The organism is Pseudomonas sp. F3-2, from assembly GCF_038804275.1.
In the GTDB taxonomy this organism is placed as follows: Bacteria; Pseudomonadota; Gammaproteobacteria; order Pseudomonadales; family Pseudomonadaceae; genus Aquipseudomonas.
Genome location: NZ_CP152388.1, coordinates 1068014 through 1080604, shown reverse-complemented (window position 1 = coordinate 1080604; position 12591 = coordinate 1068014). Strand labels below are relative to the sequence as shown.

General features: G+C 61.5%; 11 protein-coding genes. 10 read left to right on the top strand and 1 reads right to left on the bottom strand.

Annotated features, from left to right (window positions below):
* Window positions 1–69: 69 nt before the first annotated feature.
* Window positions 70–969, bottom strand: a complete 900-nt coding sequence (locus tag AAGQ88_RS04955) for a LysR family transcriptional regulator ArgP (RefSeq protein ID WP_285423129.1) — start codon at window positions 967–969, stop codon at window positions 70–72.
* A gap of 89 nt (window positions 970–1058) precedes the next feature.
* Between AAGQ88_RS04955 and AAGQ88_RS04950 the strand changes: the two genes are divergently transcribed.
* The 10 genes from AAGQ88_RS04950 to AAGQ88_RS04905 all read left to right on the top strand — a co-directional run bounded on the left by AAGQ88_RS04950 (window position 1059) and on the right by AAGQ88_RS04905 (window position 12567).
* The gene (locus AAGQ88_RS04950) at window positions 1059–1460 is read left to right on the top strand and encodes an ACT domain-containing protein (RefSeq protein WP_342654580.1); all 402 of its coding nucleotides are present in this window, start codon (window positions 1059–1061) and stop codon (window positions 1458–1460) included.
* Window positions 1461–1482: 22 nt separating this feature from the next.
* The gene (locus AAGQ88_RS04945) at window positions 1483–2085 is read left to right on the top strand and encodes a LysE/ArgO family amino acid transporter (RefSeq protein WP_342654579.1); all 603 of its coding nucleotides are present in this window, start codon (window positions 1483–1485) and stop codon (window positions 2083–2085) included.
* Between the two features lie 188 nt (window positions 2086–2273).
* Window positions 2274–2870, top strand: a complete 597-nt coding sequence (locus AAGQ88_RS04940) for a Fe-Mn family superoxide dismutase (protein WP_342654578.1) — start codon at window positions 2274–2276, stop codon at window positions 2868–2870.
* 299 nt (window positions 2871–3169) lie between these two features.
* The gene (locus AAGQ88_RS04935) at window positions 3170–5221 is read left to right on the top strand and encodes a bifunctional diguanylate cyclase/phosphodiesterase (protein WP_285423125.1); all 2052 of its coding nucleotides are present in this window, start codon (window positions 3170–3172) and stop codon (window positions 5219–5221) included.
* A 192-nt stretch (window positions 5222–5413) separates the two neighbouring features.
* Complete coding sequence (locus tag AAGQ88_RS04930) at window positions 5414–6757, top strand: imelysin family protein (protein ID WP_342654577.1); 1344 nt, start codon at window positions 5414–5416, stop codon at window positions 6755–6757.
* A 246-nt stretch (window positions 6758–7003) separates the two neighbouring features.
* Window positions 7004–7543 (top strand): AP2 domain-containing protein, encoded by a 540-nt coding sequence (locus tag AAGQ88_RS04925; protein WP_143070286.1) that lies wholly within the window; start codon window positions 7004–7006, stop codon window positions 7541–7543.
* A 142-nt stretch (window positions 7544–7685) separates the two neighbouring features.
* Entirely contained in the window at window positions 7686–9113 is a 1428-nt protein-coding gene (locus tag AAGQ88_RS04920) for a di-heme oxidoredictase family protein (protein ID WP_342654576.1), read from the top strand.
* Window positions 9114–9139: 26 nt separating this feature from the next.
* Window positions 9140–10204, top strand: coding sequence for an imelysin family protein (locus AAGQ88_RS04915; RefSeq protein ID WP_342654575.1), 1065 nt, complete (start codon window positions 9140–9142; stop codon window positions 10202–10204).
* 1 nt (window position 10205) lies between these two features.
* Window positions 10206–11303 (top strand): DUF1513 domain-containing protein, encoded by a 1098-nt coding sequence (locus AAGQ88_RS04910; protein WP_342654574.1) that lies wholly within the window; start codon window positions 10206–10208, stop codon window positions 11301–11303.
* A gap of 112 nt (window positions 11304–11415) precedes the next feature.
* Entirely contained in the window at window positions 11416–12567 is a 1152-nt protein-coding gene (locus AAGQ88_RS04905) for an efflux RND transporter periplasmic adaptor subunit (protein ID WP_342654573.1), read from the top strand.
* Window positions 12568–12591: the final 24 nt, after the last annotated feature.

Below are 12591 nucleotides of genomic sequence, written 5' to 3'. Positions count from 1 at the left end.
GCGGGGCCATCCCGCGCTCATAGGATTTGAACCGCTGCCGCCGCCTGATGGCGCGGGAATCAGAGACGCTTAGTGTGTCTGAAGGGGCACCAGCCAACGACCGGCTTTTTTCGCCAGATGTGCAGTCAACTGCGTCAGCAACAGCCCGCCATTGCGCCAATGATGCCAGTACAGCGGGACATCGATGCAGTGATCGGGCACCAGTTCCACCAGACGGCCGCTCGCCAGTTGCTCGCCGACCTGCAGTTCGGGCACCAGTCCCCAGCCCATCCCGGCCTCGGTCATGCGCATGAAGCCTTCGGACGAAGGGCACAAATGGTGTTCGAACCCGCCCTCGACACCCAGCGACGCCAGATAGCGATGCTGGAGAAAATCGTCCGGGCCGAATACCAGCGCCGGCGAGCGCGCAAGCGCCGTGGCGGTGACCCCTTCGGGAAAGTGCCGGGCAATGAATGCCGGACTCGCCAACGCACGATAACGCATCGCGCCAAGCAAAAGACTGCGGGCGCCCGCCACTGGCCGTTCGCTGCCGCACAGGCACGCCGCCACTTCTCCGGCGCGCATGCGCTTGAGGCCGACGTCCTGATCTTCGACCACCAGGTCGGTCAGCAATTGATGTTCTGCGCAAAAATCGCCTACTGCCTGCGCCCACCAGGTGGCCAGACTGTCGGCATTCAGAGCGATACGTAGTCGCTCGGGCGTGCCGCCTTCGTCCAGCGCCGGCACTACGCTTTGCAAGTCCCGTTCAAGCAGACGAACCTGCTGCACATGGTTCAGCAACCTGCGACCGATGTCGGTCGGACTGGGCGGCGTCGCGCGTATCAGCACCGGCTGGCCGACCCGTGCTTCCAGCAATTTGATGCGCTGAGACACCGCTGACTGGGAGAGCCCCAGGACCTGCGCCGCACGCTCGAAACCCGCCTGTTCTATCACCGCAGCGAGCGCTGCCAACAGCTTGTAGTCGAACATCAGTTTTCCTAATGAGCGATCATGTTTATTGGTTTTTCTTATACCGCGTCGGACCCGACAATGGCCACTTCTGTTTAGCGAGATATGTCATGTCCGGTGAAACCTCCCTCGGTGTGCTGCTGCGCAGCATGAGTCCTGAATTGAACGACGGCGATTACGTGTTCTGCAGCGTGCCCGACGTCAGTCATCTGCACGGAACCCAGCCTCTGGGCAGCTTTCGCGAGCGCGAAGGCATGACGGTCATTCTTGAACGCCAGCAAGCCTGGGCGCTGGGACTTGATTCGGCTTATGTGATGGCGTGGATCACCCTGACTGTGCACTCGTCACTGGAAGCCGTCGGACTGACCGCCGCCTTCGCCACGGCGCTGGGCAATGCGGGGATCAGTTGCAACGTCATCGCGGGGTTCTATCACGATCATCTTTTCGTCGGTAGGGACGATGCGCACAGAGCGCTGGCCGTTCTGCGTGAGCTGGCGAAGAACGCCCACTGATCCGACTCGGGAGCCAACTACCATGTGGCAAAGCTATCTCAACGGGCTGCTGGTGGCCGGCGGTCTGATCATGGCCATCGGCACACAGAACGCGTACGTCCTTGCGCAAAGCCTGCGCCGCGAGCATCACGTCTCGGTCGCGGTGCTGTGTATCGTGTGCGACGCGGTTCTGGTGGCCGCCGGTGTATTCGGGCTGGCCAACGTGCTCGCGCACAACGCCGCGTTGTTAGCGGTGGCGCGCTGGGGCGGCGTGGTGTTCCTGCTGTGGTACGGGGCGAAGGCGCTGCGTCGCGCCCTTTCGCCGCAAAGCCTGGCGCAGGGCGACGCCAATGGTCAGCGCTCGCGTCGCGCCGTTCTGCTGACCGCACTGGCGGTAACGCTGCTCAATCCGCACGTCTACCTCGACACCGTTCTGTTGATCGGTTCGCTCGGAGCCCAGCAAGCCGTGCCCGAAGCCTATGTGGTGGGCGCTGCGAGCGCGTCGCTGTTGTGGTTTTCGACTCTGGCGCTGGGCGCGGCGTGGCTGGCGCCGTGGCTGGCACGCCCGACGACGTGGCGACTGCTGGATCTGATGGTGGCGGTCATGATGTTCAGCGTGGCATTGCAGCTGGTCCGCTCGGCGTGAACCTGGAATTGATTGCAATGCTCTGGAACCTCTATCCCACACAGTTGTTGCGTGGTTAAGGGCCGGGGCCGGTGCTATGATCCAGCCCCTGCGTCGCAAAGAGTATAAAACTCGCCGGCGTATGTTCTGTCTGGCCGCCCGTGATCGGCCTTGCGCAAACCGCAACTGACCTGATTAGGAGAATTACCATGGCTTTCGAATTGCCGCCGCTGCCGTACGCTCATGACGCTCTGGCACCGCACATCTCCAAGGAAACTCTGGAATACCACCACGACAAGCACCACAACACCTACGTCGTGAACCTGAACAACCTGGTGCCAGGCACCGAGTTCGAAGGCAAATCCCTGGAAGAAATCGTCAAGACCTCCTCGGGCGGTATCTTCAACAACGCAGCCCAGGTCTGGAACCACACCTTCTACTGGAACTGCCTGGCCCCTAACGCCGGCGGTCAGCCAACTGGCGCACTGGCAGATGCCATCAACGCTGCGTTCGGTTCCTTCGACAAGTTCAAGGAAGAATTCAGCAAGACCTCCATCGGCACGTTCGGCTCCGGCTGGGGCTGGCTGGTGAAGAAAGCTGACGGCTCCCTGGCACTGGCCAGCACCATCGGTGCCGGCAACCCGCTGACCAGCGGCGACACCCCGCTGCTGACCTGCGACGTGTGGGAACACGCTTACTACATCGACTACCGTAACCTGCGTCCAAAATACGTCGAAGCATTCTGGAACCTGGTGAACTGGAAGTTCGTCGCTGAACAGTTCGAAGGCAAAAACTTCACCGCCTGATGACTGACTCACACAAAAAACCCGGCCTGGCCGGGTTTTTTTTCGCCTTCTGTTCATCCTTTATGTATTGTCAGAAAGCGATAGCGGACTAATATCAGCTGACGCCCATTCGACGAAACGAGGCTCAAGTTCCGCCCACTGTCTACCGACACAGTAGTGATAGCCTTACGTGCCTGCATGTGAAACGTTATCCGAATCATACGAGTCATGCGTTAACCAGGACGCTTGACCCGAAGGCCTGCAATGTCAATGCTTGCAAGCAGTCGCCCCGCTATCAGCATGGATGAAGGAATGCCCATTTGAAGCTGGAACTCAAAAACAGCTTGTCGGTAAAGCTGCTGCGCGTCGTGCTGCTTTCGGCACTGATCGTCGGCGTTGTGCTCAGTTGTGCGCAGATCGTCTACGACGCGTACAAGACCCGACAAGCTGTCGCCACCGATGCCGCGCGGATCCTCGACATGTTCCGCGACCCGTCTACGCAGGCTGTCTACAGCCTGGACCGTGAGATGGGCATGCAGGTCATCGAGGGGCTGTTCCAGGACAAGGCCGTGCGCATGGCGTCCATCGGTCATCCCAATGAGACCCTGCTGGCAGAAAAAACCCGCGACCTCAAGGCATCCCCTACCCGCTGGCTGACCGACCTGATCCTCGGCCAGGAGCGCAGTTTCACCACGCAACTGGTGGGCCGCAGCCCGTACAGCGAGTATTACGGCGATTTGCGCATTACCCTCGACACCGCCACTTACGGCGAAGGCTTTCTGATCAACTCGATGATCATCTTCATCTCAGGCGTGCTGCGCGCGCTGGCGATGGGCCTGGTGCTTTATCTGGTCTATCACTGGCTGCTGACCAAACCGCTCTCGCGAATCATCGAACACCTGACCAGCATCAACCCCGATCGTCCCAGCGAGCACCAACTTCCATTGCTCAAGGGCCACGAGAAAAACGAGCTGGGCATCTGGGTCAATACGGCGAACCAACTGCTGGCATCCATCGAGCGCAACACCCATTTGCGCCATGAGGCCGAGTCGAGCCTGCTGCGCATGGCGCAGTACGACTTCCTAACCGGGCTGCCCAATCGCCAGCAATTGCAGCAGCAACTGGACAAAATCCTCATCGACGCCGGCAAGGTGCAACATCGCGTGGCGGTGCTGTGCGTGGGTCTGGACGATTTCAAAGGCATCAACGAGCAGTTCAGTTATCAGGCGGGCGACCAACTGCTGCTCGCGCTGGCCGATCGCCTGCGCAGTCACAGCGGAAGACTCGGTGCGCTGGCACGTCTGGGCGGCGATCAGTTCGCGCTGGTTCAGGCCGACATCGAGCAACCATATGAAGCCGCTGAGCTTGCGCAGAATATCCTCGACGACCTCGAAGCGCCTTTCGCCGTGGAGAACGAGGAGATCCGGCTGCGCGCGACCATCGGCATCACGTTATTCCCGGAAGATGGCGACAGCACCGAGAAGCTGCTGCAAAAAGCCGAACAGACCATGACGCTGGCCAAGACCCGCTCGCGCAACCGGTATCAGTTCTATATCGCCAGCGTCGACAGCGAGATGCGCCGACGTCGCGAACTGGAAAAAGACCTGCGCGAAGCGCTGGTGCGCAATCAGTTTCATCTGGTGTATCAGCCTCAGATCAGCTACCGCGATCAACGCGTGGTGGGCGTCGAGGCGTTGATTCGCTGGATTCATCCGGAACATGGCTTTGTGCCGCCGGATCAGTTCATCCCGCTGGCCGAGCAGAATGGCACCATCATCGCCATCGGCGAGTGGGTGCTCGACCAGGCCTGCAAACAGCTGCGCGAGTGGCATGACCAGGGCTTTACCGATCTGCGCATGGCGGTGAACCTGTCCACCGTGCAGTTGCACCACTCCGAGCTGCCTCGTGTGGTCAACAACCTCCTGCAGATCTACCGTTTGCCGCCCCGCAGTCTGGAGCTGGAAGTCACTGAAACCGGCCTGATGGAAGACATCAGCACCGCCGCTCAGCATCTGCTCAGCCTGCGCCGCTCCGGTGCGCTGATCGCCATCGACGACTTCGGCACCGGGTACTCGTCATTGAGTTACCTGAAAAGCCTGCCGCTGGACAAAATCAAGATCGACAAGAGCTTCGTTCAGGACCTGATCGACGACGATGACGACGCCACGATCGTGCGCGCGATCATCCAGCTGGGTAAGAGCCTGGGCATGCAGGTGATTGCCGAAGGGGTCGAAACGACGGAGCAAGAGGCGTACATCATTTCCGAGGGCTGCCACGAAGGTCAGGGTTACTTCTACAGCAAACCATTGCCCGCCCGTGAATTGCTGTCGTATCTGAAGCAGGCGCAACGTACTCACGTCGGCGTGTTGTAAGCTCAGGTCACCGGCCTGCAGGAACCCGCTCCTGCAAGATGACGGGCTCCGAATCCTTGTAACAGCTTGAAATATCTCCCCTCGCCAGTAAGGGCGTTTTGCCTTTACACGGAATGCAAATCCTTCGCATTATGTCGCAGCTTTTTTGGCGCTCGCCAACGCTCACATACTCTTTCGACGCAGGATTCCGTCATGATTCGTACGCCTCTGGCAACCGCTAGTCTGCTGGCCCTCGCTATTTCTCTGGCCGGCTGTGACCAAGGCAAGGACAAGCCCGCCGCCGCCGCACCGACGCCCGCAGCGGCAGCCTCCGCACCCGCCGCTCCCGCTGCCGCCCCCGCCCAGACAGACGAGTCCACCACCAAGGCAGTGGTCGCGAATTACGCCAGCATCGTGTTTGCCGTGTTCAGCGACGCCGAGTCAACCGCGAAGAAACTGGGCACGGCCGTCGACGCCTTCCTCGCATCACCCAACGATCAAACGCTCAAAGCGGCCCGCGACGCCTGGACCGCAGCCCGCGTGCCTTACATGCAAAGTGAAGTCTTCCGTTTCGGCAACACCCTGATTGATGACTGGGAAGGTCAGGTCAATGCCTGGCCGCTGGACGAAGGCCTGATCGACTATGTGGCCAAGGATTATCAGCACGCCCTGGGCAACCCTGGCGCAACCGCCAACATCATCGCCAACACCTCGGTACAGGTCGGCGAAGACAAGGTCGATGTCACCGAAATCACCCCGGAAAAGCTTGCGAGCCTTAATGAGCTGGGTGGCTCCGAAGCCAACGTTGCCACTGGCTATCACGCCATCGAATTCCTGCTCTGGGGTCAGGATCTGCATGGCACGGGCCCAGGCGCGGGTGAGCGCCCGGCCAGCGATTACATCGAAGGTCAAGGCGGCACGGGAGGTCATAACGACCGTCGTCGCGCGTACCTGAAAGCCGTGACACAGCTGCTGATCAGCGACCTCGAAGAGATGGTCAACAACTGGAAACCCGGCGTGGCCGACAACTACCGGGCAACGCTGGAAGCCGAGCCTGCCGAAAGCGGCCTGCGCAAAATGCTGTTCGGCATGGGCAGCCTGTCGCTGGGCGAACTGGCCGGCGAGCGTATGAAGGTCGCACTGGAGGCCAACTCCAGCGAAGACGAACACGACTGCTTCAGCGACAACACCCACAATTCCCACTTCTATAACGGCCTGGGCATCCGCAACGTCTATCTGGGCGAGTACACCCGCGTGGATGGCAGCAAGGTCAGCGGGGCGAGCCTCTCTTCCCTCGTCGCCAAAGCGGACGCCGCCACCGATGCCACACTGCGTGCAGACCTGGACGACACCCAGGCCAAGCTGCAAGTCATCGTCGATCATGCGAACAAGGGCGAGCACTTCGACCAGTTGATCGCCGCTGGCAACACTGCCGGTAATCAAGTGGTGCGTGACGCCATCGGTGCGTTGGTCAAACAGACCGGCGCGATCGAGCAGGCCGCAGGCAAACTGGGCATCACGGACCTGAACCCGGACAACGCCGACCACGAGTTCTGACAAATCGGGCGGTGCCTGTTCGCCGCCCGTTCAAGCGAACGACAAACCAATGCCGACCCGGTCACGGGCCGGCATTTTTTTTGTCATTCGAAGGCTGGAAACACCTCACACGCGACCGAATTTGAGGATCGATCCGTAAGGTTTGTAAGGCATTTCCTGTTCGCTCGCCGTCGGATTGAACGCCCTTCCCACGCCGTCGATCATGCGTACTTCCTTGACCCCATCCCATCCAGGAGGAGACAGACAGTGCCCAAGAGAGACAAGAAAAGGCGCCGCGTCAGCAAGCAGAAAGCCAACGATTACGGCATCCATCTGTTGGTCGGCATCAAGGGGCCTCGAGCCTGGAAAGTGACGCTCTATCGCGATGGCAAAACCTTCAACCGACTGTTCTCATTCTCCCGCTATGGCGGTCGCGAAGCGGCGCGCAAGGCAGCCGACGCATGCCGCGATCAACTGCTCCTGAGCCATCTGCCCAGACTCAGCCGCGATATTCGTCAGCGCATCATCGCCACCAACACCAGCGGACATCCCGGAGTGCATTACCGCTGCTACACCGGCGTCGCCTATTGGGTCGCGCGGACAACACTGCGCAACGGCAGCAGCGTCACCAAGTCGTTCCGGGTCGAGTATTACGGCTACGAGCGGGCCAAGGAGCTGGCCATCCGGGAGCGAGAGCGACAGCTCGACGGCATTGGCGACTACCGCTCATTCAAGGTGGTCGAAGGCGAACGGCGGCTTATGCAACTGCTGGTGGAAAACCCCACACTGGAGATCGCCGGCACCTGAACTTGCCGATTGATCGCGCTCGATCGGCGAATTGGTAACAACACATTGCGAGAGGCACTTACAAACGCAAATCCCTCTTATTCATCAAAGTCGGGGCTGGTAAGCTTGCTCGCCCCGATTTCCAGCCCTTTGCAGGATCTGTATGACTGCGCGGTCCCGTTCCTCGTTATTCCTGCTCGTGGCCATGGCCATTGGCGGGTGCGATGACGCCCCGCGTTTCAGCACCGCCGAACCCGGCGAGGCCCAGTCCGCCGGCGCGGCCACCGTCAACAAAAGCGACCGCAACGCCTTCTCCATGCCTTCTGCCAACCTGTCGCCATCCCGGCGCCTGGACTTCAGCGTGGGCAACAGTTTTTTCCGCAGCCCTTGGGTCATCGCGCCGGCCACGACGACCGCCCGCGACGGCCTCGGCCCGCTGTTCAATACCAATGCCTGTCAGAACTGCCACATCAAGGATGGCCGTGGTCATCCTCCCGAGGCAGGAGCCGACAACGCCGTGTCGATGCTGGTGCGCCTGTCGATCCCCAATGACCCCGCATTCGCCCGGCAGATCGAACAACTGGGGCTGACACCCGAACCCGTTTACGGCACTCAGTTGCAGGACATGGCCATTCCCGGTGTCCCGCCGGAAGGCAAGGTGCGGGTCGAATACGACTCGATGACCCTGCACTTCCGCGACGGCACGCCGGTGCAACTGCGCCGCCCTACCCTGCAGATCACCCAGCTCGGGTACGGCCCGATGCACCCGCAGACCCGCGCATCGGCGCGCATTGCCCCGCCCATGATCGGCCTGGGCCTGCTCGAGGCAATCCCTGAGGCGGCGATTCTCGCCAACGCTGATCCCGAGGACAAAAAAGGCACCGGCATCACCGGCACGCCCAACCGAGTCTGGGACGATGCGCAGCAAAAAGCCGTGCTTGGGCGGTTCGGCTGGAAGGCCTCGCAGCCCAGCGTCAATCAGCAGAATGCCCACGCCCTGGCGGGCGACATGGGGCTGACATCCCGTCTGAAGCCAGCCGACGATTGCACCTCGACGCAAACGGCCTGCTTGGCTGCGCCCAATGGCGAGGGGCCAGATGGCGAACCTGAAGTCAGCGACAACATCCTGCGACTGATGACCTTCTATACGCGCAATCTGGGTGTTCCCGCGCGCCGTGACGTCGCCGACCCGCAAGTGCTGGCGGGCAAGAACCTGTTCTTCAAGGCCGGCTGTCAGCAATGCCACACGCCACAGTTCACCACTTCCGCCGATGCCGCCGAACCTGAGCTGGCCAACCAGGTGATCCGGCCCTACACCGATCTGTTGCTCCACGACATGGGCGAGGGCCTGGCCGACAACCTCAGCGAGTTTCAGGCCAGCGGCCAGCAATGGCGCACACCGCCGCTGTGGGGCATCGGCCTGACGCAGACGGTCAGCGGCCATACCCGGTTTCTGCATGACGGGCGCGCCCGCAACCTGATGGAAGCGGTGCTCTGGCATGGCGGCGAGGCGTTGCCCGCACAGCGCCAGGTGCTGGCCTTCGATGCCCAGCAACGTGCGGCGCTGCTGGCGTTCCTGAATTCTCTATAACGTTTTTCAAAGATAAGGAGTCGGGCATGTTCCGTCCCAAGCTGTTGTTCACCAGTCTGGCCGCCCTCGCGCTCGGCGCCTGCGCGCCTTCCGACCCGCAGGCGGTGACGTCGGCAGCCATCGCCAAACAGGTGATCCTGCCGACCTACAGCCGCTGGGTGGATGCAGACAGGCAGCTGGCGGTCAGCGCGTTGGCCTACTGTGAGGGCAAATCCGATCTGGACACCGCGCGCGCTGACTTTCTGCATGCGCAAAAAGCCTGGGCCGAGCTGCAACCGCTGTTGATCGGTCCCTTGGCCGAGGGCAATCGTGCGTGGCAGATTCAGTTCTGGCCAGACAAGAAAAACCTCGTCGGGCGTCAGGTCGAGCAACTGGTCACCGCTCAGCCGCAGATCACTGCCGATGCGCTGGCGAAATCCAGCGTGGTGGTCCAGGGCCTGTCGGCCTACGAATACATTCTCTTCGACGCCAACATCGACATGGCCAACGCCGAACAGAAAAGCCGCTATTGCCCGCTGCTGATCGCCATCGGCGAGCGTCAGAAAGCCTTGGCCGAAGACATCCTCAACAGCTGGAACAACAGCGACGGCATGCTCGCGCAGCTGAGCAAATTCCCCAACCAGCGCTACGCTGACGCTCACGAAGCGATTGCCGAATTGCTGCGCGTGCAAGTGACTGCGCTGGACACGCTGAAGAAGAAACTCGGTACGCCACTGGGTCGCCAGACCAAAGGCATGCCGCAACCTTTCCAGGCCGAAGCGTGGCGCAGCAAGGCGTCCCTGAGCAGCCTGCAGGCGAGCCTCGCCAGCGCCGAAACCGTCTGGTCGGGTGTCGACAACAAAGGTTTGCGTGGCCTGTTGCCCGCCGGGCAGAAGCCGTTGGCCGACAAGATCGACGCGGCTTACGCAGAGAGCCGCAAGCAGCTCGCCGCGTTGAAACCGCCCCTGGCGGATTTGCTGGCCACTGAAGAAGGCCGTCAGCAATTGAACGCTTTTTACGACAGCCTGAACGTCGTCCATCGCCTGCATGAAGGCGAACTGGCCAAGGCGCTGGGCATTCAGTTAGGTTTCAACGCCAACGATGGTGACTGATATGTTGCGACGTCAGGCTCTGGCCCTCGGCAGTCTCGTGCTCAGCGCCTGCACGCTGGGCGGCTGGACGCTTTTCAGGAAAAAGGGCGAAAGCCCGCTGCTGTTGTCCGCCCGGGACGGCAGCGACGGGCAGCACTACGCCGTGGGCTATCGCGTGGATGGCACTCAGGTGTTCGCCACCGCCGTCGCCCAGCGTTGCCACGACATCATCAACCATCCGCACCGGCCGCTGGCGCTGTTCGTCGCGCGCAGGCCGGGGACGCAAAGCTACCTGATCGACCTGCGCGACGGGCGTCTGCTGCAAACCATCACATCGCGACCGAACCGGCATTTCTACGGCCACGCGGTCATCCACCAGAGCGGCGAATGGCTCTACGCCACTGAAAACGACACGCGTGATCCGGGCCGTGGCCTGCTGGGCATCTACCGTTTCGTCGGTGACCGGCTGGAGCATGCCGGTGAGATGCCGACCCACGGCATCGGCCCGCATCAGGTGTCATGGATGCCGGATGGCGAGACGCTCGTGGTCGCCAACGGTGGCATCCGGACCGAGGCGGAAAGCCGCGTCGAAATGAACCTCGATGCGATGGAGCCCAGCCTTGTGCTGATGCAGCGAGACGGCACGTTACTGAGCAAGGAAACGCTTTCGCAACAGATGAACAGCGTGCGGCACATGGCGATCGCCAGCGACGGCACGGTTGTCGCCGGTCAGCAGTTCATGGGGCCCTCTCACGAGTCAGCCGAGTTGCTGGCGATCAAGCGTCCGGGCCAGCCGTTCCAGGCATTCCCGGTTGCCGCGCAGCAGCTGCAGTCGATGGCGCATTACACCGCCAGCGTGGCGATACACGACGAATTGCGGCTGGTCGCGCTGACTGCGCCGAGGGGCAACCGCTTCTTTATCTGGGACCTGGACAGCGGCGCACTTCGCCTGGACGCGTCACTGCCTGATTGCGCAGGCGTCGGCGCGGTCGCGGACGGGTTCGTCGTGACCTCGGGCCAGGGTCGCTGCCGGTTTTACGACTGCCGCCAGAACACATTGGTCGCCCAGCCACTGGCATTGCCTTCGGGATTGTGGGACAACCATCTGCATCTGGTGTGAGTGGGACAGGGGTTGCCTTGGGATTGCGACTTTGATGCCTGCGGGCATCAAAATGAGTGGTTCAAATCAACGCCTGAGCCCGTAGGGCATCGAGTTTCCAAGGAAGTGAAATATGTTGCGTCGCCGCATGGTGATCATGTTGGGAGTCGTGTTGATCGTGGTGCTCGCCTTGGGTGGCTACAAGGCGTTTTCGATCTACCAGCAGATACAGCAATTCAGCGCTCCGAAGCCGCCGATCAATGTGGCGGTCGCTGTGGCCGAAGAACGCGCGTGGCAGAACCGGCTGCCGGCCATCGGCACGCTCAAGGCATTGCAAGGTGTCGATCTGGCACTGGAGATCGCCGGCACGGTGAGGGCTGTGCAGTTCGAATCCGGGCAGAAGGTCAAGGTCGGCCAACCGCTGGTGCAACTCGACAGCGATGTTGAAAAAGGTTTGTTGGGTACTGCCGAAGCGGACTTGGGGCTCGCCCAGGTCGACTACGCCCGCGGCAGCAAGCTGGTGGGCGACTCGGCCATTTCCCGAGGCGAATTCGACAAGCTCGCCGCGACCCAGAAGAAAGCGGCGGCTACCGTGGCGCAACTGAATGCCTCGCTCGCCAAGAAACGAATTCTGGCGCCCTTCAGCGGCACCATCGGCATCCGCCAGGTGGACGTCGGCGACTATCTCGCCAGCGGCACGGTGATCGCCACCCTTCAAGACCTCACCAGCCTTTACGCCGACTTCTATGTACCGGAACAAATGGTGCCCAGACTCGCCATCGGCCAGCAGGTGCAAGTCAGCGTTTCGGCGTATCCGGACAGCGTGTTCACCGCCAGCATCAGCGCGATCAACCCCAGGGTCGAGGACACGACGCGCAATGTGCTGGTCCGCGCCACGCTGCCCAATCCCGACAGCAAGCTGCTGCCGGGCATGTTCGCCAACCTGCAAGTGCTGCTCGGTGAGGACAGCCGGCAACTGGTGCTGCCCGAAAGCACGATCACCTACACGCTCTACGGCAACTCGGTGTACGTCGTCGTTCCTAAAAAAGGCAGCGACGGCGAGCCGGAAAAAGATGCCAAGGGCGAACCGCAGCTCATCGTCGAACGGCGCTTCGTCACCACCGGCGAGCGTCGCGGCGGTCAGGTCATCATCAGCAAGGGCCTGCAACCGGGCGAGCAAGTGGTGACCGGTGGCCAGCTCAAACTCGACAACGGCGCCGCCGTCGCCATCAGTGCCGATCAGGCAGCACCCGCCGAGCAGAACTCTCAGCCCAAGGCTGATTGATCGGCTGACTGTCCAAGGAGCATT

Excerpts from the sequence above, each read along its gene's own strand:
- AAGQ88_RS04955 (WP_285423129.1), bottom strand. The coding sequence starts at position 969 with ATGTTCGACTACAAGCTGTTGGCAGCGCTCGCTGCGGTGATAGAACAG.
- AAGQ88_RS04950 (WP_342654580.1), top strand. The coding sequence starts at position 1,059 with ATGTCCGGTGAAACCTCCCTCGGTGTGCTGCTGCGCAGCATGAGTCCT.
- AAGQ88_RS04945 (WP_342654579.1), top strand. The coding sequence starts at position 1,483 with ATGTGGCAAAGCTATCTCAACGGGCTGCTGGTGGCCGGCGGTCTGATC.
- AAGQ88_RS04940 (WP_342654578.1), top strand. The coding sequence starts at position 2,274 with ATGGCTTTCGAATTGCCGCCGCTGCCGTACGCTCATGACGCTCTGGCA.
- AAGQ88_RS04930 (WP_342654577.1), top strand. The coding sequence starts at position 5,414 with ATGATTCGTACGCCTCTGGCAACCGCTAGTCTGCTGGCCCTCGCTATT.
- AAGQ88_RS04920 (WP_342654576.1), top strand. The coding sequence starts at position 7,686 with ATGACTGCGCGGTCCCGTTCCTCGTTATTCCTGCTCGTGGCCATGGCC.
- AAGQ88_RS04915 (WP_342654575.1), top strand. The coding sequence starts at position 9,140 with ATGTTCCGTCCCAAGCTGTTGTTCACCAGTCTGGCCGCCCTCGCGCTC.
- AAGQ88_RS04910 (WP_342654574.1), top strand. The coding sequence starts at position 10,206 with ATGTTGCGACGTCAGGCTCTGGCCCTCGGCAGTCTCGTGCTCAGCGCC.
- AAGQ88_RS04905 (WP_342654573.1), top strand. The coding sequence starts at position 11,416 with ATGTTGCGTCGCCGCATGGTGATCATGTTGGGAGTCGTGTTGATCGTG.